Source organism: Paenibacillus sp. FSL R5-0519, assembly GCF_037974275.1.
Taxonomy (GTDB): Bacteria; Bacillota; Bacilli; order Paenibacillales; family Paenibacillaceae; genus Paenibacillus.
The window spans coordinates 5166614-5191955 of the sequence record NZ_CP150234.1 but is presented as its reverse complement, the minus strand read 5'-3'; the positions used below and the strand labels follow the sequence as shown (position 1 = coordinate 5191955).

Here is a 25342-nt window from a genome sequence, read left to right as displayed (position 1 = left end):
TTTTAACAGACTATTATTAGGAAATCTCGCGAATCACGTAAAAATAAGTAACCTGAAAGTGACATGTCAATCTACTAATGGAAAATAGAGCAGAAATAATACCGATAAGGAACATATGTTCTTAAATGGTGTAAAAAAAATGCTGCACTTCACGCGGCAGTCCGGTACGTAAACAAAATTTCTCCAAAGATTCATCCGGTTCAGGCATTATCCCGGAGGTTAGTAACTGAATGGCAAAATGGTTAGCCTGTCTTTCCAGCTTGCCTGGAGCAAAATAGGAATGTTCCTCCAGAAAGAATCGATTAATCCCTTTATGAAGCCGGTCATGGCCAAGCTCATGGGCGCACACGAACCGTTGCCATTCCGGCGGCAAATCATTGTGTATGACGATAAACCTGCGCCGGAGCTTGCGGAAGTACAGCCCCTTGGTGGATTTCCCCAAATTGGTGAAACGAATCTGTATTCCAACCGCGCGGGCAATGCTGAAAGGGCAGTTGGTCCGGTGTTTTCGAATCAGCTTTGTTACGATATCATCCATATGATCTCACCTGCTGCTTCATTAAATTCAGTTCGTCGTGCCTCATGGGCGATTGTCCGATTCGTCTGTCTTTTTGCGTTTGTTCATCTGTTTGGCTTCCCAGAACAGACCTGTCAGTACATCCTTAATTCGTTTCTTGTCATCTTCATCGAGTGGAATGCCGTCAAACATCAGATCATCATCGTCCTCCAGCATCTTTTTGAAATCACGACGGTCTTTGTATGTAGCCCATTCCGGTACTTCCTGAAGTTCAGTGGCACTCCCTGGTTCGATATAACCAGCCTGCTTCATCATCTCTGTATAAGGCACCGAGAGTGCATCTGAAATCTTGCGGATAGTTGCTGGTTTCGGCACACCCCGGACCCCATTTTCAATACGTGAAATCTGTGAGTTGCTTATTCCGGCTGCTTCGGCGAGCTGATTGATGCTGTATCCCTGTTGCTCGCGCAGTTGTTTCATATAAGGACCAAAAGCGTGCTCCACCATGTATGCCAACTCCTTTGATTCGTACAAGTGCTTGAAATTATAAATTATGAGAGCTTGGGCTGCACAGATCACTCCGATGACAGAACAACCTTCCGATCGCTGTTATCCCCGAATTTCCTGAATGTATTTCTTCATGGGTGGAATTTCGGTGATAAAGGCGAACGCTTCGCTTCTTCAGGTTCTTTCTGTCCTCTCCGTTAACGTGCATATCTAATCCAGATCTTAACTTATAAAAATCAAATGACTTATACGGAAGTTCATTAATTAAACAGTACTATAACGTATATATACCATTAGGTAAAGAGATATGAAACAATTATGCCAAAAGGCATAGGAAATGAGAGCGAAGGTTTTATTTTATCGTCAAAACGAACCAAAATGAAGGTTTACTCCGATCTCCAGAAAGTGGTATTCTCAAATAGAAATACGAACACTATACGAACAAAATGTAACAATGGCACAGGTTGGACTTGTTGAGATGACATTCTGAACAATGGAATTACTCGGATTATACCGATTTGGAGTGATTCCAAAAGGCAACAGTGGGAAATTGCAGACATGTCGTTATTTATTTGGGAAACTGGACAACTCTATGAATAAGAGTGTTTTGCGATCGTGCAAAGAACGATGGCAAAACAATATGATGTGAATGATCGAGGGATCTGAATGATGAGAAGAGATGCTGGAGATGAGACGTTTACTTGTTTGACTAGGTTGTTCTGTCATCGCAGTGATCATATGAAACTATTAGAAATGTAGTTAATAGAGAATACTGAAGGAGGAGAATGAATATGGAATTGATGCTGCCCGAATTGGACCGACGCAAAACGCAAACGGCTGTTGAAGCTGCGCTGGAGAAATATCGAATCTATAAAACGATTGCATTTGAAGAACGAGAGGTTATGGTGACGGCAAGTTATGCCGAGCGTTTCCACGGTGCAACCAATGTGACGGGGGATTCCACGGCACGAACGGCGATCTATAATGTGGATGTGCAGCGAGCGCGTCAGGCATACTGCGATACGATTGATTTTGTGGTGTCCCGCCTGAGTGAAAAGGAACGTGTTCTCGTATGCGAACGATATCTGAAAGACGATGATGTGTTTGACTATAAAGTGTATAACCATGTGTTTGATCCTCCTGTCAGCAAGGACACGTATACGAAGATTCGTACGCGTGCTTTCTACAAAATGGCGCTGGCTCTGTCAGATCGTGGTCTGATTAATATGGAACCTTTGTCTGTGTCCCGCAAGGAGCGGCAGAAGCTGGGCTAAGTTATCGATTGAAGAAGTTGATCCTTTAATATCCAGAGTGGATTGGTTACAATAGTTGAACAAACCACAGTTGGCATTAGCCAAAGGAGAGAAGTCTGTCATGTCGGAAGAAGTCGGAATGCAGGAAATGGTCACGCTGAAGACAATCGCAGAAACGCTCAATACGTCCAATGATCTGAACTTCATGCTGGATACCGTGGTAGGCAAATTGTTGGAGTTGACCGGATTAACAGCAGGCTGGATGTTTCTGATTAATGAACGTGGAGACTATTCCTGTGTTTCGGATTACAATCTGCCCCCGGCATTACTGCGTAAAGATAAAGAGCCCATGCGTACGGGTGCCTGCTGGTGTGTGAACCGCTTCAGGGACGGCCGTCTGAATCATGCGGTCAACATTATTAACTGTAAACGGTTGGAGGATGCCGTGGAATTCCAATGGGGAGATACCCAAGATATTACCCACCATGCGACCGTTCCGCTGCGGTCAGGTGATAAAATGCTTGGCTTGCTCAACGTGGCTGCCCCAGCCAAGGAACATTTTAGCGACAGTGAACTGGCACTGTTACAGGGCGTGGCGTACCAGATTGGTAGTGCGATGGAGCGGATGAGATTGTATCGGGCGGAGCAGCAGCGAGCTGATCTGTATGCCAAGGTAGGGGAGTTCAGCACGGCCTTGGGCCTTGCGGTGAACGAATGCAGCAATTCGGATGCCTTTTCTGTAAAAGTTGTACAGCTGCTTGGGCAGCATTATGACTGGCCTTTTGCCGCAATCATTCAGCAGAAAAATGGAATGTTTGTTTTGCAGGCAACCTATGCAGAGGGTAAGGTTCTAGCGACATCAAGCGTGCTGGTATCTTCAGAAACTGCAAACCACATGAACCGGGTAATCCATAGTCACCGTGCCACATCTCTGTCTGCAATAGAGGTGGCTGAGATACTTAGTCTATGCGAGCCTGACCAGACGATGAAATCCATTGCCTCGGGAATGGCTGTTCCCCTCCCGTATCATACGCCAGGGGAAACGGGAGTTCTGGTGATGGGACTAGGAACAGCAGGTCCTGTACAGGCAGACCTTGAAGTGCTGGAAGCATTGGCTGAGCATATTGCGGCTGCATGGGAGAGTCTGAAGCTGGCGGAGAATCGCCGAGAACTGGCACGACTGGAAGAGAGAAACCGGTTGGCACGCGATCTTCATGATTCGGTTAATCAGATTCTATTTTCACTATCGTTAACGGCTAAAGGTGCGGAAAGTATGTTATCCGGCTCCGAACAGCAGCACCCGGCAGCGGAAGCAATGAAGGATATTCGGTCTTTGTCTCAGGAAGCACTTAAGGAAATGCGCGCATTGATTATGCAGCTCCGTCCCGCAGGATTGGAAGCAGGGCTGCTCCATGCGCTACAGGAATATGGCACCAGTCAGGGTCTTCAAGTCGTGGTGGATCGAACTGGAGTGCAGTCTTTGCCCCGTAATATAGAAGAAGCCTTGTGGCGAATCGGGCAGGAAGCACTGAATAATATACGGAAACACGCTGATGTTCCTACTGCTGAGGTCACTCTCAAGTTAAGTGATCATGAAGTGGTGTTCACCGTCACAGATCAGGGAATAGGCGGTGCCAAAAGGCCAAAAGCATCATCTGGAAGTTCGCTTGGCCTGTCCATTATGAAGGAACGGGCTGAATCGCTTGGAGGCAGGTTAGAACTAGTTAGTTCTTCCCGTAAGGGAACAACAGTAACGGCAGTCATTCCACTTCCGTTCGAATCTGTATAAAGTCAGGGGGGAAGAAGAGATGCCGATTACGATTTTGTTAGCAGATGATCATGCGATGGTGAGACGAGGGCTGCAGGTATTTTTGACCACACAGCAAGATATGCAGGTTGTCGGTGAAGCATCGAACGGGCAGGAAGCTCTGGCGCAGGCGGAATTGTTAAAACCTGACGTGGTATTAATGGATCTGCATATGCCGGTCATGGACGGAATCGAAACAGCGAGACGATTGCGTACATTTATGCCAGCAACGCGAATTATTGTGCTCACCTCGTTTTCCGATCAGGATCATGTGGTTCCTGCTGTGCGCGCTGGGGTGAAAGGATATCTGCTCAAGGATATTGAACCAGAGGACCTGGCTGTGGCCATTCGTAATGTGCATGCGGGTCAGGTGGAATTACATCCTGCTGCTGCAGGTCAATTGATGCATGTGATGGCTTCATTCGATGGGTCGATGAGCGAACAGTTATCAAAGCAAATACCGACAGATCAGTTGGCGGACACTCTACATCCAGAGCTGAAGCAGGTGGAGAAAACAAAGCAAACATCTCCTGGCGGTCCGGATATGCTCACTCGCCGTGAACAAGAGGTCTTGGGACTGATTGCTCAAGGGCTGAGCAACAAGGAAATTGCGGTTCAATTGGTCATTACCGAAAAAACGGTCAAAACCCATGTCAGTCATCTGCTCGACAAACTGGGATTGGCGGATCGGACACAAGCGGCTCTTCATGCGTTAAGAAATGGCTGGGTCGTCTGACCATTTCCGACATATCTTCATACTTAAGTCGTATAAACTCAACCTAAAGGTTGAGTTTTTTTGGTATTCAAGTTAAGTCTATCTGCTGACGAATTGAATGCGGAAAAAAGGTAAGATAAGGATAGTCAAAGACGGATCGGTTGAAGGAACGTTAGCGTTTGAACCCAAAAAACAAGGAGAGTGACATGAATGAATGTTGTTATTTTGGCAGGCAGCAATCGGAATAATGCAACCAGTACACGATTGGGAGAGTATGCGGTGGAGATTATTCGGGGTCAAGGACATCAGGCTAGACTGTTTGATCTGTATAAGTCACCGCTCCCATTCTACGCACCAGATGAGAAACAAGCGGATCACGAACATCTGACAGACCTGAACACGCGAATGCTCGCTGCGGACGCAATCATCCTGTCTACACCGGAGTATCACGGCAGTATTAGCGGTGTGCTCAAAAATGCACTGGATCACCTGAGTCAGGTTCATTTCAGCGGCAAACCTGTCTTGTCCATTAGCTCCTCCGGCGGAGCAGTGGGGGTAAGTTCGCTTTTACAACTGCAAGCGATTGTCCGCAATCTGCATGGCATTAATGCTCAAGAGTGGATCTCCATTGGGGGGGCACAGCGCAGACGATTCGAAGCGACATTTGACGGATATGAAGAATACGAAGGCAGTCAGGATATAGAGGACCGGGTGCAGCGGGTTGTTGGATCGTTTTTGAATCTGGCCCAGACGTTAACGAATGCGCGGAATGCATCCACGAGTTAAGAAAGAATTGAAGAAAAGGGAAAATGGAAAAGAGGTTGAGCATCATGATTACAGGTATATTTGAAACACATCTAAACGTGACGGATCTGGAGAGATCCCATCATTTCTATGAAACGGTCTTGGGTTTACCTCATGCCTATGGGCAGAAAGAGCGCGGAAACTCCTTCTACTGGATAGGCGGAAAAGGCAATGCCATGCTGGGATTGTGGCAAAAGGAACCTTCCAAGGTGCAGCGTCAGCACTTTGCTTTTCATGTATCTCTCGAGGATATGAAACATGCGGTGGCTCACTTGGAGAATAAAGGGATCCAGACACGCAACTTCCTGGATGATGATATCGGTGAACTGTACGTCTTTGGCTGGATGCCTGCGGTATCTGTATATTTTAACGACCCGGATGGTCATTCGCTTGAATTCATCGCCATGCTCCCGGATGAAGCGAAGCCTGAAATTGGCATGGTGCCATGGAGTGAGTGGGAGAAGATGCAGGGGCGAAGCGTATGATGATCGAAGAATTACAGTTATATACAACTCGGCTGGAGGATCTCAAGCATTTTTATAATGTTACGTTAGGCATGGAGGTGTCCAACGCGACGGATCAGTCCTTCCACCTGCAGGTTGGATCGACTAGGATGATATTCAAACAGTGTGAGACGGATCATGAGCCCTTCTATCATGTGGCCTGGATGATTCCGACGAATCGATTCAAAGAAGCGAAGCAGTGGGCTGCATCACGTGTTGTTCTAAGCAGGGAAGGAGATCGGGATGAGACGTACTCTACGAACTGGAACTCTCATTCTCTTTATTTCGAGGATCCGGCAGGTAATATTATCGAGCTGATTGCTCATCATCGTATTCAGAACGAGAGAGATCATAACTTCTCCACTAAAGACATCGTACAGGTATGTGAGGTTGGATTGGTGTCGGATGATGTTCTGTCTACGGTGAATGAGCTTCAGCAGATGGGACTCACGCGCTGGGGGGAGGTTAGTGAAACCTTTGCTCCTGTAGGAGATGTACATGGTTTATTCATTGTGGTGAAGAAGGATCGAACATGGTTTTTCTCTAATCAAAAGGCACAGATCTATCCTCTGGAAGTATCCATCCGTGGCGTGGGCAAGCTTCGAATGGGCTAAACTTTGCATTCCGAGGCAAAACGGGCATATGTGGAGCATTTCCATCATGTTATAGAAGTAAACGCTTTATTTATTAAGCTGCTTCGTAATACAGATGATGAAGGGTGGTGGCAAGCTTGGATCGACGTTTGTTGGAAGAGGGACTATCGATTATCGTTTCCAGTCGGGAACGTACAGGAGATCTGTGGCACGCCCATTATGGGGCGGGTGCGATTGCGGCATATTTTTGGGTGCGGGAAAATCGTCTCACTGCCCTTGCCGCCGGCAGTGTTACCGCCGAAGCAAAAGCCATGCTTCGTCAGCATGGAATCAGCCCTGGTCAGACCTCTCCGATTGGTGAGATGATGCCCAGGGAAGATGCCGAAGCGCGTATTACGGACGCATTGGATCGAACGATTGGAGAACTGCACTGGGTGGGACACCAGGCCATCTACGGGGCAATCAGTCTAAAAGCCATTCGTGAACTGGATGGATGGGGCACTGCGGAGGAGATTGGTCGGTTGGTTGAACTGATCGATTCATTCGATCGAACCATCCCGGGAAGATCGTGGATGAATACAACGATGAAAGAAATCCGCAGTCTGAAGCCGGAAAAAAGCGATGGTTTCCCCGAGATCGAAGATCCAATTCAGTTGTCACGCCTGATTCTGGATGAGCTTGGTGCGTTCCAAACCATTTATCACGCGGAAGCGCATCATGATCTGATTGGTCATATGCTGACCTATGGACATGCGCTTAACATATTATATGAATTGGGTTATCCGGCATTATTCCACAAAGGCATCCCGCCATTCCTTACCATGGTGAAGGCATTACGATTAAGCCGAGATGTGGATATTGAACAGGCGATGCCGACATTGCAATCCCCTGTAGACCTGCTGCCACTAGAACGGGCGGAACGATCGGTGGCGCTCCCCCATGAACTGGAATACTGGCTCACCGACAGACGTTCCCGTGACTGGAATGGTGGTCATGTGTTCAAATTCCCGTTCAGCTTCTATCATCATGCGAAGAACGGGGAGCCTGTACCGGAAACATGGGAGAACTTTCGTTATATCATCGCATGAGATAAAACATACATTTCAGAAGGGATGTCCGTCATGACGGACGCCCCTTCTAGACATTATTCTGGTCACCGAATTGTGGTCATTCTGCACCTTTTTAACGGGGCCAAATTTCAAGGATAAAAAGGATCAGCATGACTCTGGACGCCAGCATGTATGGTGATTTTCGTACGGGCTGACGAGTCGCCCATATTCCCCAGGAACTAATAAGTGCAATACTCCCCCAGAACATCCATAAGGAGATGCCTTCGGGCGTAAATAGAAAGGACAGCTTGGGCAGTCCCCTGTTGCCAGCCCCAACAAGAACAGTGGTCATATAGACGAGGGCAAGGAAAAGCAACTCGAAGAGCAGGGTTTGCAGCCAGAAATAATAGATGTTGAACACTCGTAACATGATGACCGTGATCAGGATAAACAGGATACCAACGGATAAGAATGTTGCCGCAATCCATCCAATGAGAGAGGTGGTTATAACATCTGTTTCCTGATATAAGATGTACATCACCAATGCATACATAACGGGGCCCGCCATATAACTGGTGACAGCAATCCAAAGATAGAAGAAATACCTCTTTTTCATGGTCATATCCATCCTTTATTGTTCGTAGGATTTGAAAGCTGCTTATGTCATATAAACATCATCAGGATGGGGTTGGTTGGATTATCAATAGGAGTTTCTCTCGAGAAATCGACATTTAACCGCCACGGAGACGACCACATTCAGGCGTAATTCATCCCGATTACCATCAGCGCGAGTGGGTAAAGGCGGTAAAATGGTATTATCGGATCAGCAGCAAGGAAGACACACCGACAGCTCATACGCTAACGTACAGACCGGCCATGGGGCCGGTTTTTTAATTCGGTGATTGTTCCCTTGCCCTGATCGGGTAATAAGACTAAACAGATAACAGGAGGCTACGTGATATGAAAACAGTATTGTATGTTCCACTGGATGATCGTCCAGCGAATCTGGATGATGTGATTGTGCAAGGGAAAGCAGCCGGTATCCATATCGTTACACCGAACCTGAGTGATCTTAAGAATCGTCTGGACTCGGAGAAAACCGTAGATGGCACAACGCTGCTCGGTACCTCTACGCCGGTGTATGGCAAACCGTCCAATATTCATGACTTTATTCTGAAACATGCTGCCAAAGTTGACGGATTTATTATCTCATCCGATATGCTCGCTTATGGCGGTCTGATTGGCAGCCGTCAGCTCCGCGAAGATGGGGGAGGCACCTATCCTGAATACGATGAGGAAACAACGCGTTTGCTGGATGTGATCCGCGTAATCAAGCAGAAATACCCACGCAAACCTGTCTTCGTAATGGATACCATCATGCGCTTGGCTACAACCTCGTTTGCAGATGGCTTGGCGCTTGATGCATATAATGAGTCCCGTGGGTTGATGCAGCAGCCGCGTCAGACATACACCGAATTTGAAGATATTATTCAAGGTTATAACCTGTCCCCGGATGGAGTGGAATATGGGACAACAACCTATTTTGATAAAGAACAGTATTACAATACAAGACAGCATAAATTCAAAACAAATCTGTACATTTTGGATCAGCTGGCTCGCTCAGGTTATATCGATTTCCTCGCCGTGGGTGTCGACGATGCCAACACGCAGGGTGTTCAGATTAATGAAATCAACTATGTAGAAGCACGGATCAATGAATGGCTCAGTGGAACCAATGGACAAAATCCGGATCGTGCCATCATTTTGCCGGATGCGGATGGTCTGGGGCATGCTTTGGTTGCTCGTATGGCTAACCAGTTGTTCCGAGGTGGGGCGAAGACACGTTACGCCGTGAAATATTTTGGTCCTCACGGCAATACCATCATTAACACATATGAATACATGGACGTACATGAGAATGTGGTTCGTCATGTGGATATTGTGGGCGGTGTGCTTGTGGCCGATTCGGCATATCCTGAACCGGAGGTGGTGACGGATCCGATGACTAGTGTGGATAATGAACAGCTGGTGGCTGTATCAGTCGAGCAAGTTGTTCCATTTGATATGGCTTCCGAACTGGATCGTATGACCAAGGGTCACCCGGGAAATTCCGGAGAGAACACAGCCGTCGACATCGAGATTATTGCGATTACCGCTCTGGATCAGGTGCAGGCTGCGTTGGAGCAGTTGACGCTGAATGGGGAGCAAGGTCTGCCTTCGGTGTTGATTGATTTTGTGGGAAAAGGTCCAGCGAATGTTGATGTTGCTGAAGCGTTGCTGAGCAGTCCATATACCGGACGGGTATTGGGATACAGTGCGTGGAATACGCCGGGCAACAAGATCGGTATTGCCGTAGGTATGGGGCAGTCCAGGTACGCGTTGATCACCACAGAGAAGCATGAGCATAAATTGCGAGATGCAATGAATGCACATGGCTCCTTGTTGTTTAAACGTTTCCTTAAGGATTATTACTATAAAGCGGTAGCGATTGCAGAGATTCGCACGTATTCCCGAGCACACGCGTTGTATACCAATGTGGCTACTCTTTCGGATCAAAATATGCTGCTGTTCAACTCAGAGGAAGACTATGCCCATCTGCAAACATTGCTGCGTGATTTGATGCAGACTTATACTACGGCGCTTGCGAATAAGACAGCCTTCCAGACAGGCAATGTGGCGATCAAACAGATCTGTAATGACGAATTGTCCTACGCGACGTATGCTAGTGCGCTGCTGGAATATGCAAATCCCGACTTCATCTGGGGCCGCGCATTTGAGATCATATTGAACCCGCAGGTTACTTTGAACTAAGGTTTGAAATAGTAGAACGCGTTATGTCGTCTTTTTTCCACCCGAACGACTCCCTTATTCGCACCGAAGTCGTACGGAACACCATCCGCGCTAGGGATGAAAGGGTGTAAGATTGTATTATCGGATCAATAACAAGGGACGCACCGAAAGCACATACGCTAATGTACAGACCGGCCAAGTGGCCGGTCTTTTTGATGCGGTGAATGTAGTCCCTGTAATGGTTCGATAGCATACAGACTCTGAATTCAAAGGGGGAGTCTACTGCTGCTGCATTGTCGCTGCACGGTGTGGGCAGATCTCAAACTTGCAGCCAAAGGGGGCGAAATGAATGTGTCTATGAACAATGAGATTAGCACGGTCATGAGCACCGATAAAATGAGTATGCTCATTAAAAAAACGCTGAAACAGAAGCTCACTGTACTTGTTTCAGATTGGGATGGTCGTGTGCTGGATGTACCTGCGTCAGGCGAAGGATTGGCTGGGCCTTGTGCCGTGGTTGCCTTTGCCGAAGAAGTGCCGAAGTCTGCTTGGGCAGGATATCGACGGATCATCAAAATCTCACCATACGCTCGTCCGGAAGATGGCGGTGCTGAAAAGGTGGAATCTTGGTCAGCCCTTCTAATCGAAGGGTTGCATCAAGTAAGGCTGGTGGATGAAGCAGGTGAGTCCTTCACTTGTATCTATCTGGGTTCTTCCGATAGTGACCGGGTAGATGCAGGGTCTGGCATGCTTACGCGTAGTCTGCGATTCGGAGTGTATGTTCCCGAAGACTCGGGAACTGCTCTCGTTAAAACAGAGGACGCATGGCTAGCTGCGCTTCAAGGCTGGACACAGCAGGAACTTGGCTCGAACTGGTCGGTATATGGGGATGTATGGCCCGGTGGATACGAGAAGCCGTCTGTGTTATGGAGAATGGCCGGATGCAGCACGTCTGTGGCGGGCACTTCAGCATTGGAGGTTCGACAACAGTGGATTGGACATGTGCTCACCGATCATACAGTGTTAACACGGAATACGGTTACTCGCTTGGTCCGGCAACTTGCGGTGCAAGCTCGCCTTGCCGTTAATGAAACGGGGGGCGAAGCGCACGAAGGTAACACGAGATATATTACAGTGGATGAGGTCACGGCAGATTTACAGGCAGATGCGTATCTGAATGGTCAGATTCGTCTGACACTACAGCAGCGGATTCGTCGCCCGGGTACGAATGTACCTTTGATTCGTGAGATCCACCATACCAAAGGCATGGAGTAAACGTTAGTCGAGAGGAACCTTCTATTAAGAGTTGTTCCAGATTATAGCTTTGAGTAGATTTATATAGCTTCAACAATGTAGCTTCAAATTCATAGGTTCATAGGATCGAAAATTCATAGGTTACGCTTAAAGATTAATGTTAACGAAATTAGTAGTCCAATAAATGAGGTGAGAAGGCCATGGCAAACTCAGTGAAAAAAAACAAACAGACAGCCCCGCGCTATACACGGGCAGAACTGATGAATCATGCAGAAGCTCTCTTTGCCGTTAAGGCAGAGGTGCTGTACGGTGCGCTGTACGAAGCGGCGCAAGAGACGTTTTCCATAGAAGAAACACAAGAACGAATTAACCAATTTATGAAAGCGAAGGTGAAGGCATAATGGCAGGTGGAACTTGGGAACAAACGAATCGTCCGGTCCTTCCGGGCTTATATATGAATTTTCAGGCGGCAGCATCCTCAGCCATTCAAGCGGGTACGCGGGGAACGGTCGTTGTGCCGGTTAAGGCCAACTGGGGTCCTGTAGGAACTTTTGTTGAAATAGGGAGCGAAGCGGCGATTGAACGCATGTATGCGGCGAATGTGCTGGACAACGGTACAGCCTATACGTCCTTGAAGCTCGCCCTGTTGGGTGGGCCGAAGAAGTTGCTCGCTTATCGGGTAGCAAGTGCTGCGGCCAAAGCAGCTACGCTTACGTTGAAGGACAGCGGTGATGCCAATGTGCTGCAACTGGATGCGAAGTATCCGGGGGATCGTGCAAATGGATTCTACGTCACCATCCAGCCAGGTGTGATTGATAATACGAAGCATGAAGTGCGCCTTTTTGAAGGTAACCGGATGTTGTATGCACTCCTGACAGCGGATATTTCAGCAGCTTCTCTGGCAAAAGAGATTAACGCGGATGAACAAAATGTCTGGGTAACGGCTCAGGCGATTGGCGATGGTACTGGCGCGGTTGCTACTGTTGCGGGTGCGGCATTCAAAGGCGGCGTAAGTGGCAACGATGACCTGACCAATGCGGAGTACATTGCAGTACAGGGTGCGCTGGAAGGGGAGCAATTCGATGTCTTGGCTTTGGATCAGGCGGCTGATGCACCTCTGCTTGCGAGTTTTGCGGCATGGGTGAAACGTGTACGTAGTGAAGGTAAACCGGTGATGGCTGTGTTTGGCGGTTCCGCAGCGGATGATATCTCTGCTACAGCAGCACAAAAAGCAGCAGCACGTTCGCTTGCGCTCAACCATGAAGGTGTGATTAACGTCGGTACAGGCGTTCGCCTTGGAGATGCATTCTACAGCTCGGCTGAAACGTCTGCTTATGTTGCAGGACTGATAGCCGGACAACGTCTGAACCAATCCACAACCTATGCAGCTACGCCGTTCGATGATGTGACACGTCGCTGGACGCGTACTGAACAGGAGCAGGCGGTGCAAAATGGCGTATTTATTTTCTTCCATGATGGACGTCAGGTGAAAGCCCTTCGCGGTGTAAACACACTGGTAACCCCGGCCGCTGGACAGAATAATGCGTGGAAAAAAATCCGTTCCATTCGAGTGTTGGATGCTATTAACACGGATCTGCAACGATCCGCGGAAGATACGTATATCGGTAAAGTGAACAATACCGAAGAGGGTCGTCAGGCACTGATTAGTGCCATGAAGGCCTATTTGGCGCTGCTTGCACAGAGCAATGTGATTGAAGCTGACGGTTATGATGTCATTCTTGACCCGGCATACTATGGTGCTGCACCCGTTCTCAAGCCGGAGGCAGATCAAGTATTCCTGCAATGGAATGTGAAACTGACCGATGTGATGGAGCAGTTGTTTGGTACATTTTACGTGCAATAAGACTGTGTGGAAGGAAAGAACTGTTTTCTAGAATTATTACTACACGTTGAACTGATGGTTTACACGATAACGGAGAGGGCAGAAAAAATCTGAAGAAGCGAAGCGCTCGCCTTTATCCCCGGATTTTCCCTTTATGAAAAGGAATCAAAAAAATCTGGGGATAACAGCGATCGGAAGATTGTTCTGACTGCGGAGTTATACCGTGTAATATTTATTAGTTCAACGAACCCAAGGAGGAAAATTTATGTTGGATGCGTCAAGAGTAATTCTCGGTACCCATGGTCAGCTGCATATCGATGGTGTGTGGCAGACAAACATTAACAAGTTGGAAGCAAGTGTGGAGATTGAAAAGCGTGAGCTGAACCTGGTCGGTAACGACTGGAAAGTGCATAAAAACGGCGCAAAAAAAGGAACAGGCACGATCACGGGATACAAAGTCACTTCCGATATGATCCTGCGCGGTTTCACCAAATTCGAGATCATTTCGAAGCTGAACGACCCTGAATCATATGGACATGAGAGTGTACTGCTGAAAGGTTGCATGGTGGACAAAATTCAGCTTGCCAACTGGACAGCGGGTGAGGAAGTACCGGAGGAAACGGGCTTTACGTTTGAAGGATTTGAATTGCTGAATCCGATTGTGGCGAACTAAAAAGGACTTTAATGGAGGCCGAGATGATCTCGGTCTCTTTGTTGTCTCTACAGGCTTGGAATTTGGCATAGATGAACCCATTAGTGAACAAGAAGGAGATAACGCCCAATGAGTATGAATGAAAATATGTCAGAAGAACAGATTTTGGATCAATTGTTTGAAGCAGCAGAACGTTTGCCAGAGGAGAATGTGCGTATTCAGCGTCTGGATCTGCTGTTGACCTTGCGTGGACTGACGTCTTCCAAAGTGGATCACATTCGCGAACGCTGTACGATTCGAAAAACGACCAAAGGCCGCACCGAGGAAAAGGTGGACACTGAAACGTTTAACGCACTGCTCATTTCCGAAGCAACGGTGAAATTGCAAGTCCGCAGTCTGGAACTTTCCGGCTGGGGGGATACCCGCATTACCGGCCGCATGAAGCTGTCTGGTGGAGAACAGGCGGTTCGCCGCATGCTGCTGGCGGGTGAATTGGATGCTGTAGGTGACAAAGTGCTGGAGCTGTCCGGCTTCGGTGTGGAGATTGAAGACCTAAAAAACTGATTCACTCCGGCGGGATGACCACGTTCCTGTATCACATGTGGGTGCGTCATCATCTCCGGCCCGGAGAGTTCTGGTCTTTGCCACGCGGGGAGCGCTCGCTGTTGCTTGCTTTCTCGGAAGAGGAAATGTCAGCGATCACTTCGCAAATGAATCGATAACGATATAAGGCAGGAGGTGAATGAAATGGCAGAAATGATTGTAGGTCTATCCAAATCCAATACGGAAATGAGGACAACCCTTCGATACCTGGATCAGATCCAACGCTCGACGGAACGTCTGGGCAGAGTTCGATATCAGAGTCTGATTAAGGTGAACAATGAGCTGAGAACGACTGGGCGCAGGTTGGAGCATATTTATAGTATGGCTGTGCGAATCAGCAGGCTGCGTATTACACCGACGATTGGGTTGATTGATAAGCTGAGTCCAGCCCTGGATCGCGCATTGGCGAAACTGAATAGTTTCAGGGACCAGATGGTTACGGCTTCGGGAACAGTATCTTTTGAGGTTCGACAGAAGATCGAAGTGGCGATGGGTAAAGGAGTACCATCAGGTCCAACTATGACTATCATGATTCAGAACAACAAAAACATCACTAACAATTCGAAGGAAGAAGAACCAAAAAAATGGTGGGAAAAGGCACTAGAAGTAGCTAATAGTTTTATGGATGCGTTCAACAACATAGCAGATATTATTGATCGTTTCAAAAAGAAAAAAGTAGATAGTCCTCCACCAGATCCAACCAGAAGCCCTGCTTCCAAATGCTGCTGTTGCACAGGTGGAAAGGTGGCCAAAAACCGTAGAGTTCGTTCACCAAATGCGGGTGGAGGCGGAGGTCCTGATCGAGGCAGACGAGGCTACCGAAGTGGTAGAAGATCAGGCAATGGACCGAATCCGGGCCCAAGACCAAATCCGGTACCAAGGCCACCTGTACCTGATCCGCCTAATCCTCCACCCAATCGAAATAGAAATGGGAGAAGAGGACGAAGAGTTAGAGGCATGGGTGGATTAGGTTTTGCCGACTCGGGTTCACTCGGATCATTAACCGATATGCTGGCAGGTAGTGGGTTGATGGACAGCTTGAGCGGAGGTTTCGCCAAAGGTGCCAAAAGGCTTCTCGGACCCATAAGCATGCTCGCAGATGTGGCGAATGTAGCGACAGCACCCCCGGAAGAACGTGGTCGAGCGGTAGGTTCCATGATTGGCGGCACAGCAGGCACTGCGATTGGTAGCGCCATCGGTAGTGTACTTTTACCTGGTATCGGGACATGGGTTGGTGGTGCAGTAGGTGGTTGGGCCGGAAGTGCAGCAGGCGGTTGGATCGGAGACAAAGCGAAGGATATTGGAAACTTTATGTCTAGTGCTACCGAGGGTGTAGGGGATGCTTTGTCAGGTGCAGCGGACTATGTCTCTGAGAAAACCAAAAAAATCACAGATGGTATATCCAGCTTCTTCGGCTTTGATTCCAAAAAAGAAGAAAAGACAGTCTCGGCAGCAACGGTGGCTTCACCGTCGCAAGTACCAACAGGGCCGCAGATGGCACCTGCTTATATTCCACCAGCACTGACCATGACAGGCCCAACGGCATATATGAACAGTAAGGTCGGTCAACCTACATCTGCTGGCTTCATGGGAACTAGCATGATGCAGAACCAAGCGATGGCGCTTGGTAACGGTGCACAGACGAATGGAAAATCGTCCACGATGACGGTACAGATATCTGAAGAACAGCTGAGCAGTCTGTCCGGATACTTGAAAGATTTCAAAACCGAAACTACCAATCAGATTGCGATCAATATTCCACCAGGTGCGGTGCAGGTGACCGTGCGCGAAAATGCCATTGATTATGACGCAGTTTCTCACCAGGTGGGGCAACGGATATCTAACGAGTTCCGCCGTGCGATGCAAAATCGCAAAACAATTATGGCCTAAGCAGAAAGGAGGCCGCAGATATGTCAGTACTTGAAGATAATGTTGGTCCTAACAAAATGTCATTTACATTGAAGGACGGCAATACTCGATTTCAATTCCCAGTGAACCCTGAAGAAGTTAATATTTCCAGGTCTAAGGGATATGAAACGGTCAATATGTTGGAGCATGGCGAGTTTGATTTTGCGCAGGGGGAGAAGGTGAAGGAGATCACCTTCTCTTCTTTTTTCCCAAAAAGATTTGATCCGTCCTATTGTATGGATGAAAAATCTTTTCTGGATCCACGTGTGGCGATGAATGTGCTGAACACCTTTCTGATTTCCAAAAAGCCGCTGCGTTTCATCATTTCAGAGACGGGCGTGAACGTGCCTGTTTTTATTGTTTCGCTTAATTCAAGCTTTCGTGGGGGGGAGACGGGGGATATTTATTTCGACCTGACCCTGCGAACATGGCGGGATTCCAAGGTGGAAAAGGTGGGCTCTGCGGCATCCGCGAGCAAGTCAGGTTCTCGTACCGATTTGAAAAAGAGCAGCAAGACCTACACCGTCAAATCTGGCGACTCCCTGTCCAAAATTGCAAAGCTTGAGCTGGGCAGCAGTTCCAAATGGAACGAGATCTATAAGCTCAACGCAAAGATTATCGGGAGTGATCCGAACCGGATCAAGCCCGGGCAAAAGCTGGTGATGCCATGACCTACAAGGTCATTGTCGACGACAAATATGACATCACCAAGCTGGTGGAAACGATTACGCTAAAGGATTCGCTCGACCAGATTGCCTATCAGGCCAACATCCGGCTGGCGGTGTCTGCGTCTTCCGGTCTGCCTTCGATCTCACCTGGGATGGCGGTGCGGATTAGCGGGGTTCCTTTTGGCGAAAAATCCATGGTTCACTTGCTGCATCCTGCGGTCATCTGGGAGGTGGAAAGCTCGAACAGCGGCACCAAGCGGCTGTCCCTCACAGTGTACGACCGGATGATTTATCTGGAAAAATCGGAGGACGAGTTCCTGTTGCCGAAGGATCAGACGGCTACGCAGCGACTTAAAACCTACGCCAAAGAGTGGAAGATTCCATACGCTACATTGCCGGAAACCAAGACAAAGCTGGGAAAAGCCGTGTATCGATCACAGACGATTTTCTCGATGATGTTTGCCGATCTGAAGGAAACGGCGAAGTCCGGCGGGGACATGTACCATCCACGGATGACACCCGGCGGCTTGCAGCTCTTTAAGGTCGGAAGTAATGCGAAGGTGTATGAGCTGGATCGACTGATTGATCTTACCCAGATGCGTACGCTCGAAGGGGCGGTTACCAAAGTGAAGGTGATGGCGGCATCGGAGTCTGGCAGTGGCAAAGAGGTTCCATCCAAAGTGCTCGCGATTGAGCAGAATGGTGTGGAAGAACTGGGCACATTGCAAAAGCTGGTAGAGGACGATCAGGTGAAATCGACAACTGCCGCGAAAAAACTGGCGAAAAGTCATCTGACGGGTATTCAGGAGACCTTTACGATCTCCGCACCGGATGTGAATACGATTCGCGCTGGGGACGCGGTGTTGTTAAAAGGGCTGAAGCTAATCGTCATGTCGGTCAGCCGTGATCTGTCTGCCGGACCTGGAACGATGACGTTGGAACTGGGGACGGCTGAGCTGGTGAAAAGGAGGGTTTACCTTGAATAAAGATGATCCGTATGGGCATTTTGCCGACGTCATGCGGGGCGCGATGAGCACGCATTCCCGTCAAGCCGTGAGCGGGCTGGGAGCAGTGTTGGGTACGATGACATCGTCCGGCGTGAAGCTGGATGATTTCAAGCACGAAGTGCAGGATTATCTCGTGGCCGAGTTGCCGGGCACGCTTGGACTGCCGGAGCGCGAGGTTGCTGGCGCGATCTCCGGTATACCTGACGTGGCAAACGGCGGGACGACGGGCACGGGACGGTTTCTTTTGCAAGAAGAGGAAGTGGAAGAAGCGGTGTGGTCTCTTGGTAAAGGATTAAAAGCGGGAGATCGCGTGCTGGCGATGCGGGTGAATGGCGGCAACGACATTGTGGTGCTGTGTAAGGTGGTGAATGCACATGCCTAGTTTGTTCCCGGAAAAGGGTGTGGTCTGGGGAGATGAGGAGGATCTGTCGGGGGCGGCTTCGGAAGAGGTACGCTTTGGGCGGAGCTGGAGATTCGATTATGATGCGGGAGATTTTGTACTGACTCCGAGTGGCAAAGTCGCTGCTGCTGATGGGCATGAAGCATGGGTGCAATGGTGCATCAAGGCGGTCAAGACGCCACGGTACAGACATGTGATTTACTCTCGAAACTATGGTTCGGAGCTGGAGGATCTGGTGGGGCAGGGCGACAGCCGAGGTGTGATGGAAAGTGAGATAACCCGGATGGTGACGGAGACGCTGCTGGCTGATCCACGCACGGATTCGGTAGACCAGTTTACATTCGATTGGAATCGGGAACAGTGCATGTTTTCGTGTCGGGTGGCGAGTGTGCAGGAAGAGATGTTTATTCTGGAAAGTGAGGTGATCTGACGGGATGGCTGAGATTCCGCGTTATTTGGAGGACCAGACGGAGGAACAGATTATGCAGCGTATGCTGGATCGTCTGCCCGCGGATCTGGATAAGTCGGAGGGTTCGTTTCTGTGGGATGCGGAGGCTCCAGTTGCATTTATGCTGTCTGAGGCGGCGTTGTGGGCGCAGGAATTACTGCGGCGGGGGTTTGCAAGTACGGCTGCGAGCAGTGATCCGAATTTTCGTTCGGAAGAGCTGGATCTGCGGGCGGGAGAGCACGGCATTACGCGGCGAGCTGCTGTGTCGGCTCAGGGTGCTGTGAGGTTCACGGGTACGCCTGGGAAAGTGGTGCCTGCAGGAACGGTCGTGGCTACACTCGCGGATGAAGTTTCTGCTGAAGCTTCACTCGAATATGAGACAGTGGGACGTTTGGAACTGGATGCAGAGGGCTCTGGGGTGGTAGGCGTGCGAGCGCTTGTTGCTGGAAAAGAGAGCAATGTGCCCGCCGGCACGGTAACGGTGCTGTCTACACCTGTAAGTGGCGTGACTTCTGTCACGAACGTTGATGTGATAAAAGGCGGTGCGGATGTGGAGGCGGATACCGCGCTGCTGGAACGCTTTTATGCCAAAGTCCGCAACCAAGGAACAAGCGGCAACAAAGCACAATATGTGCAATGGGCCAGTGAAGTGCCGGGGGTTGGTGCAACGCGTGTGATTCCGTTATGGCAGGGGCCAGGCACGGTGGGATTGTATCTGTTGGACACGGACAAGCGTGCGGCGGGTACCGACTTGGTAGCCGCCGTGCAGAAGTATGTTGACCCAACGCAGGATGGGCAAGGTAAAGGTGTTGCGCCAGCTGGGCCAGTGGTGTCGGTGATGCCAGCCGAGGAAGTGCCGATGAATATTCAGGTGAAGCTGACACTGGCAAGTGATGCAACGTTGGCTGATGTACGGGAACTGATCGAACGCGGGGTGACCGCGTATCTGAAGCAGCTCGCTTTTGCCGATCCGCTCGTTCGTTACACCCGTATTGCCGCGATCCTGCTGGACATTCCGCCCATTATCGACTATTCGGAGCTTACCGTGAACGGTGTGAGCGACCAGAATATTGAGATGACCGCGAGTCAGGTGGCCGTGTTGGGGACGGTGGAAGTTCATGAGTAGTGTTGGGCATATGGTGGATGAGGAAGTAGTTAGGGAGTGCGGAGAGCAAGGAAGATTGGGAGAAATACGCCAATCTGGATTGGATTTGGTGAGCGAGACGCTCCATGATGATGTGCAAGGAAGGGAGGGGACAGGGCATGAGTGCTCCTTCTACTGTAGATGCTGGACTGACGAGTGAGAAAGGGCGGGCGCTGTTCTCGTATTTGCCAAGGTATTATGAGACTTCGCGCGTTATGCAGGCCGATATGCAGGCCAAAGGCGTCGAAATGGATCTGCTGTATCATGCGCTGGATGAGACGTTGGCGCAGTTTTTTGTTCGTACAGCAACGTGGGGTCTGGACTTCTGGGAGCAGGAACTTGGTATTGAGACGGATCGTCTCAAACCTGTGGACCAGCGGCGTGCCGTGGTGGAGTCCAAGCTGCGTGGTGCCGGGAAATTTTCGGGAAGACTGGTTACGAATGTGGCTGAGGCGTATGCAGGGGGCAAAGTGGATGTAACTTTTCAGCCGGAAGCATGGAGTTTTACGGTGAGCTTTGTGGATACGATGGGCATCCCGCCCAATATCGATGATCTGAAACGGGCGATTGAGGAATTGAAACCAGCCCATATGGCCGTGGAATATGAGTATCGCTATCTGGTCTGGGATGATCTGGACAACAAACAGATGACATGGGACGAACTCGATGCCGCGTCTTTGACGTGGAATGAACTGGAGGTGTGGGCGTAATGCCAAAAGAAACAGATCGACTAAAATTGCCTCTTCCCTTGGGGAACGAGTATGTGACCCGGGAGAGTATTAACGGGATTTTTGAAAAGATTGATGCAGGTGTTGCAACACGTGAATCCATCCTTATACCTGCGGAATCGGATCTTAATAGCTATATTACAGAAGGGGAATATTATTGCCCAACGAATGCGACAGTAGGAACTTTAGCTAATTCCCCAGTAGGAGTAGCCTTTCATTTGACGATAGAAAGACATGCTGGTGTGGTTCAAACTCTAACAACCTTTGAACCGAGTAACCTACAAGTTTTTCAAAGAAACTACTATGTCGGATGGGGTCCATGGAAAAAAGTACCTACAAGTGATGATATTGAAGAGGTAAAGGGATATACCGATCAGAAACTCGGAGAAATCGTTATTAATGATGCATCCTTAACAGATAAGGGTGTCGTCCAACTGTCCAACGCAGTTGATGGCACCCGTGAAGATGTGGCTGCTACGGAGAAGGCGGTTAGAGATGCGAGGGTTGAGGTAGCCGCTCAAGCAGCAGCAAGTGCTAAAACGTATACAGACAATCAAATAACTCACGTTTCAAAATCAATTAATTTATTCTCAGCAGCTATACGTTCATCAAATAATATCTATGTTTGCGATTTTAATACTGAAGTTACTGTCTCTAATGGATTCTCTTTCAAAGTTCAATTTAACACTACTAATACAGTAGTGAATACACCGACATTCTTACAAGTAAATGGTGTTAATTACCATTTAAGAGCGGAACATTTTAAAAATTTTGATTTACCTATTAACTTTATTGATTCGAGTGTAGTTTATGAGGTTGTCTATCTTGTATCAATAAATTCTTTTGTTATGAATGAAGTTTCTAGGGATGCTGATTTACGTGGTGGTGAAGTCACAGTTAGGGTTGGAAAGAGTGCGTCTACTGCTCAATTTAGTACAATACAAGCTGCAGTAGATTTCTTGAAAAAATTTAATGCTGGAGTAAGAACAATTAAGATTGTAAATAGTACGACTTCGTCTGTAGAAACTTTCGCAGGAGATATAACTGTGAAAGATTTTCACGGTGCGCCATTATATTTTTCCTTCGATCCCAGAATAAGAATTGAAGGATTCTTTAATATTAGTGATTGTAGTGCAGAAATACTTATTAATGGTAACTATATGGTTCCATTGGAAATAGTACATGTTAATTTCGGGATCCATATACAAAATTGTAGCAAATTGAGACTAATATATGTAAATAAGACGACTTCAGGTTACACCTTTATTAGAGCCATACGCGTACCAGTTTTACACGTTAGTTACTGTAATATATCTAATCAGATGGATTGTTTTGATATTACAGATGGATCGATAGCATATTTTGATAGCATTAAAGGATCAAATAATACTTATGGCGGTAGTGTAAGAAACTCTATTCTCACGCTTAATAGCTACTCAGTAACAAGTTCTAATAATACTACTTCGAGTGCTGGCCTAATTTTGAAATAGCTAAAAACTAATGGAACCACGTTGGTAATGTAGTTTTTGTAAAGAGGGTATTATTAGATATGGTAATCTATTCGAGAGTCTAATATTCAAAGGAGGTGAAACAATGGAACGATGGGACACCTTATGGAAATGGGGAATTGCACTCATGAGCAGCTCAGTAACCTACTTCTTCGGAGGCTGGTCAGGCGTACTCGGCGTACTACTCGTGTTCGTCACCCTTGATTACCTAACCGGCATCGCGGCGGCGGGTATGACTGGCAAGTTAGAGAGTAATGTTGGCATGTTCGGCATCGCAAGAAAGGTATTTATTTTTGCAATGGTATCGGTGGCTCATCTGGTGGACGGTGTTCTGGGAGACGGACATTTGTTCAGGGATGCGGTCGCCTTTTTTTATATCGCAAATGAGTTGTTGTCCATTATTGAAAATGGGGGCAAGTTGGGCGCTCCGATTCCGCCTGTGATTCGGCAAGCCATTGAAGTGCTTAAAGGGAAAGGTGGATCCGGGGGGATCTCAGGTAACTATACTCCTGATTCCAGAGAATCTTTTGTACAGTCAGATCATGAGGACATTGATCAACAGATTAGAGATGAAACGAAGTAAAGGCTCAGTATTCATTCGAAATTGTCCTGTGGCAAGATATAGAGCACTACAGAGTCGAAATTCTGCACCAGTAGCCTACAAGTAGTGAAAGAGACGGAATCGATTCTGAAGAAGCGGAGCGATCGGAAGAACGATCCGTATCTGGAACGGTCGCATACCGGCTTGATATTTCTTCCTAAGAGGATAGATACTCATTGAACATAGCTATTACCATCAACAAGGGACACGCACACAAGCAACCCCTGATCCCCAAGCATTAACTATATACAAACGGCAATTTGCCGCATAAAGGGTGTGAGAAACATGCAAACGAGAAGTTCGGGCAACACACAGGGCATTGACGTCTCCCGATATCAGGGCAATATTGACTGGGCGAAAGTGAAGGCAAGTGGCATGACATTTGTATTCATCAAGGCAACTGAAGGACAGACGTATACCGATCCGAATTACCAGAAAAATGTAACAGGTGCACTGGCTGCAGGTATGCTGGTGGGAACGTACCATTTCTTCCGCGCGACCTCTACCGATGGTGCTAAGGCAGAAGCGGAACATTACGCCAATACACTTAACAAAGTTGGAGGCGCCAAGGCGCTACAACTGCCACCTGTCATGGACTACGAGAACAACCCCGGCAACCTGAGCAAAGCACAGATGAATACGGTAGCGAAAGCCTTTTTAACCGAATTACAACGTCTGACAGGTGTAAAACCGATCATATACACGGGCAATTCTTTTGCCGGGAATTTTGACACATCACTCAGCTCATACGATCTGTGGATCGCGCGTTACAGTAGCACTCGTGTACCGGACGACCAGCCGGCATGGAAGCGTTGGACGTTCTGGCAGTATACTGATTCGGGCAATGTGAATGGCATTAGCGGCAACGTGGATATGAATGAATTCGAGGGAACAGCGGCACAGCTCAGAGCAAGATACGCAGCAGCCACGCCGAAACCACCGGAGCCATCCAATCCAACGAATCCAACCAACCCGAATCCAACCAACCCGAATCCACCAACCGAACCACCGAAAGGGGGCGAACCGATGACAGCCGAAGAGAAAGCAGCGTTTGATGCGCTCAAATCCCAGGTCGATAAACTGCAGGCGCGTCAGCAGATGGAAGTTCCAGTATGGGCGAAAGCAGCAGTGGATGCAGCGCTGGCATATGACACCAAAAATCCGTTGTTCAGCATCGATAATGGGGCGAGTTATGATTTTTACCGTTTTATTACCGTGATGCATCGCAGAGGTTTGTTTAAAAAGTGAGCTGATTCTTAGCAAATAAAATATTGATTTTATCTGAATGTGGATGGAATGGAGAAGGGACACGAGACGCTTTTTGTCGAACTGTGTTCCTTTTTTGTGTTTTGTGTAAGTAATATTAACGCATATAATAAAGTTGAAGACTTATGTCTGTAAATCTCTTGTCTAATTGATTAATGTGATGTAAAGTAAGTTACACGAAATTGTTTTTTACCACAGTTTATTTACACAATCCTCCTCATCATGACAAAACCATAACATATGAAGTTATTGTAATGTCTCCCTGTTGTACAATCCAACATCTCAAGATGACTCGTTCATACGTTTTACACATCCAATCTGCAAGAGAAAAGCACCGTCATAAACAACTTACACATCTAAACAACCTAGCCTATTTTGAGTTTCTTTCATATGTATTGCAAACGAACGATGCTTAATCGGGTTCCCACACTTCATGCTCCAAGTCGACACGCTCGAGGAACAGACGTTATTGGTACCCAGCAGCGTAGTATCCATATGCCTATTTATATATTGAATCCACTGACTTGAACTTGCTCTTACGAGTCCGTAACCATTCGCTGTTACTAATTGACCTTAGTTCAAATAAATTGCAACTATCACATTCCATCCGACAGATTCATCCTACAAGATACTTTGTTCGTTGTACTTTTTCTTTTTCTATAAAAGGAATAGTCCATATCCGTAATCCATGTGCATGATGATCTGACTGTTACTTATATCCATTATTCTGTCTCCCATGCTGTTTATAAATTTTATATACATGCCTTACTTTTC

The 25342-nt window shown here is 48.0% G+C and carries 26 protein-coding genes; 23 read left to right on the top strand and 3 right to left on the bottom strand.

All coding sequences use genetic code 11. The features are described 5' to 3' along the window. Nucleotides 1–121: 121 nt before the first annotated feature. Complete coding sequence (locus tag MKY73_RS23480; RefSeq protein ID WP_339303675.1) at nucleotides 122–538, bottom strand: ImmA/IrrE family metallo-endopeptidase; 417 nt, start codon at nucleotides 536–538, stop codon at nucleotides 122–124. A gap of 42 nt (nucleotides 539–580) precedes the next feature. Beyond that, nucleotides 581–1024, bottom strand: coding sequence for a helix-turn-helix domain-containing protein (locus MKY73_RS23475; protein WP_339240212.1), 444 nt, complete (start codon nucleotides 1022–1024; stop codon nucleotides 581–583). 791 nt (nucleotides 1025–1815) lie between these two features. Between MKY73_RS23475 and MKY73_RS23470 the strand changes: the two genes are divergently transcribed. From MKY73_RS23470 to MKY73_RS23440, 7 genes are all read left to right on the top strand, one after another. Beyond that, entirely contained in the window at nucleotides 1816–2298 is a 483-nt protein-coding gene (locus tag MKY73_RS23470; RefSeq protein ID WP_017690187.1) for an ArpU family phage packaging/lysis transcriptional regulator, read from the top strand. A gap of 100 nt (nucleotides 2299–2398) precedes the next feature. Next, nucleotides 2399–4066: a GAF domain-containing sensor histidine kinase gene (locus MKY73_RS23465; protein ID WP_339303674.1), complete on the top strand. Its 1668-nt coding sequence runs from the start codon at nucleotides 2399–2401 to the stop codon at nucleotides 4064–4066. A 19-nt stretch (nucleotides 4067–4085) separates the two neighbouring features. Next, nucleotides 4086–4820, top strand: a complete 735-nt coding sequence (locus MKY73_RS23460; RefSeq protein WP_339303673.1) for a response regulator transcription factor — start codon at nucleotides 4086–4088, stop codon at nucleotides 4818–4820. Between the two features lie 189 nt (nucleotides 4821–5009). Beyond that, complete coding sequence (locus MKY73_RS23455; RefSeq protein ID WP_339303672.1) at nucleotides 5010–5585, top strand: NAD(P)H-dependent oxidoreductase; 576 nt, start codon at nucleotides 5010–5012, stop codon at nucleotides 5583–5585. Between the two features lie 44 nt (nucleotides 5586–5629). After that, entirely contained in the window at nucleotides 5630–6088 is a 459-nt protein-coding gene (locus MKY73_RS23450; protein ID WP_339303671.1) for a VOC family protein, read from the top strand. Further along, complete coding sequence (locus MKY73_RS23445; protein WP_339303670.1) at nucleotides 6085–6720, top strand: ring-cleaving dioxygenase; 636 nt, start codon at nucleotides 6085–6087, stop codon at nucleotides 6718–6720. The genes MKY73_RS23450 and MKY73_RS23445 overlap by 4 nt, the downstream gene beginning before the upstream one ends. A 107-nt stretch (nucleotides 6721–6827) precedes the next feature. Beyond that, nucleotides 6828–7787, top strand: a complete 960-nt coding sequence (locus tag MKY73_RS23440) for a hypothetical protein (protein ID WP_339303669.1) — start codon at nucleotides 6828–6830, stop codon at nucleotides 7785–7787. Nucleotides 7788–7881: 94 nt separating this feature from the next. Here MKY73_RS23440 and MKY73_RS23435 read toward each other — a convergent pair whose 3' ends face one another. Continuing rightward, nucleotides 7882–8364, bottom strand: coding sequence for a hypothetical protein (locus MKY73_RS23435; protein ID WP_339303668.1), 483 nt, complete (start codon nucleotides 8362–8364; stop codon nucleotides 7882–7884). A gap of 344 nt (nucleotides 8365–8708) precedes the next feature. Between MKY73_RS23435 and MKY73_RS23430 the strand changes: the two genes are divergently transcribed. The 16 genes from MKY73_RS23430 to MKY73_RS23355 all read left to right on the top strand — a co-directional run bounded on the left by MKY73_RS23430 (nucleotide 8709) and on the right by MKY73_RS23355 (nucleotide 24550). Beyond that, the gene (locus MKY73_RS23430) at nucleotides 8709–10559 is read left to right on the top strand and encodes a DUF4127 family protein (RefSeq protein WP_339303667.1); all 1851 of its coding nucleotides are present in this window, start codon (nucleotides 8709–8711) and stop codon (nucleotides 10557–10559) included. 330 nt (nucleotides 10560–10889) lie between these two features. Beyond that, a complete protein-coding gene (locus MKY73_RS23425; RefSeq protein WP_339303666.1) occupies nucleotides 10890–11813 on the top strand; it encodes a hypothetical protein in 924 nt (307 codons plus the stop codon). A 179-nt stretch (nucleotides 11814–11992) separates the two neighbouring features. After that, nucleotides 11993–12193 (top strand): hypothetical protein, encoded by a 201-nt coding sequence (locus tag MKY73_RS23420; protein ID WP_339303665.1) that lies wholly within the window; start codon nucleotides 11993–11995, stop codon nucleotides 12191–12193. Further along, nucleotides 12193–13656 (top strand): phage tail sheath subtilisin-like domain-containing protein, encoded by a 1464-nt coding sequence (locus MKY73_RS23415; RefSeq protein WP_339303664.1) that lies wholly within the window; start codon nucleotides 12193–12195, stop codon nucleotides 13654–13656. Before MKY73_RS23420 ends, MKY73_RS23415 begins: the two co-directional genes overlap by 1 nt. A 244-nt stretch (nucleotides 13657–13900) precedes the next feature. Then, on the top strand, nucleotides 13901–14308 hold the full coding sequence (locus MKY73_RS23410; protein ID WP_278296442.1) for a phage tail tube protein: 408 nt from the start codon (nucleotides 13901–13903) through the stop codon (nucleotides 14306–14308). A 108-nt stretch (nucleotides 14309–14416) separates the two neighbouring features. After that, nucleotides 14417–14851, top strand: coding sequence for a hypothetical protein (locus tag MKY73_RS23405; protein ID WP_339303663.1), 435 nt, complete (start codon nucleotides 14417–14419; stop codon nucleotides 14849–14851). A gap of 183 nt (nucleotides 14852–15034) precedes the next feature. Beyond that, complete coding sequence (locus tag MKY73_RS23400) at nucleotides 15035–16780, top strand: hypothetical protein (RefSeq protein ID WP_339303662.1); 1746 nt, start codon at nucleotides 15035–15037, stop codon at nucleotides 16778–16780. A gap of 56 nt (nucleotides 16781–16836) precedes the next feature. Further along, on the top strand, nucleotides 16837–17469 hold the full coding sequence (locus MKY73_RS23395) for a LysM peptidoglycan-binding domain-containing protein (protein WP_339308710.1): 633 nt from the start codon (nucleotides 16837–16839) through the stop codon (nucleotides 17467–17469). Next, nucleotides 17466–18452 (top strand): phage portal protein, encoded by a 987-nt coding sequence (locus tag MKY73_RS23390; RefSeq protein ID WP_339303661.1) that lies wholly within the window; start codon nucleotides 17466–17468, stop codon nucleotides 18450–18452. The genes MKY73_RS23395 and MKY73_RS23390 overlap by 4 nt, the downstream gene beginning before the upstream one ends. Further along, nucleotides 18445–18855 (top strand): hypothetical protein, encoded by a 411-nt coding sequence (locus MKY73_RS23385; RefSeq protein WP_339303660.1) that lies wholly within the window; start codon nucleotides 18445–18447, stop codon nucleotides 18853–18855. The genes MKY73_RS23390 and MKY73_RS23385 overlap by 8 nt, the downstream gene beginning before the upstream one ends. Continuing rightward, on the top strand, nucleotides 18848–19303 hold the full coding sequence (locus tag MKY73_RS23380; RefSeq protein WP_339303659.1) for a DUF2634 domain-containing protein: 456 nt from the start codon (nucleotides 18848–18850) through the stop codon (nucleotides 19301–19303). Before MKY73_RS23385 ends, MKY73_RS23380 begins: the two co-directional genes overlap by 8 nt. 4 nt (nucleotides 19304–19307) lie before the next feature. Beyond that, a complete protein-coding gene (locus MKY73_RS23375) occupies nucleotides 19308–20447 on the top strand; it encodes a baseplate J/gp47 family protein (RefSeq protein WP_339303658.1) in 1140 nt (379 codons plus the stop codon). Nucleotides 20448–20584: 137 nt separating this feature from the next. Further along, complete coding sequence (locus tag MKY73_RS23370) at nucleotides 20585–21175, top strand: YmfQ family protein (RefSeq protein ID WP_339303657.1); 591 nt, start codon at nucleotides 20585–20587, stop codon at nucleotides 21173–21175. Continuing rightward, complete coding sequence (locus MKY73_RS23365) at nucleotides 21175–22683, top strand: tail fiber protein (RefSeq protein WP_339303656.1); 1509 nt, start codon at nucleotides 21175–21177, stop codon at nucleotides 22681–22683. Before MKY73_RS23370 ends, MKY73_RS23365 begins: the two co-directional genes overlap by 1 nt. A 103-nt stretch (nucleotides 22684–22786) precedes the next feature. Next, nucleotides 22787–23284 (top strand): phage holin family protein, encoded by a 498-nt coding sequence (locus MKY73_RS23360; RefSeq protein WP_339303655.1) that lies wholly within the window; start codon nucleotides 22787–22789, stop codon nucleotides 23282–23284. Nucleotides 23285–23587: 303 nt separating this feature from the next. Then, nucleotides 23588–24550, top strand: coding sequence for a glycoside hydrolase family 25 protein (locus MKY73_RS23355; RefSeq protein WP_339303654.1), 963 nt, complete (start codon nucleotides 23588–23590; stop codon nucleotides 24548–24550). Nucleotides 24551–25342 lie beyond the last annotated feature (792 nt).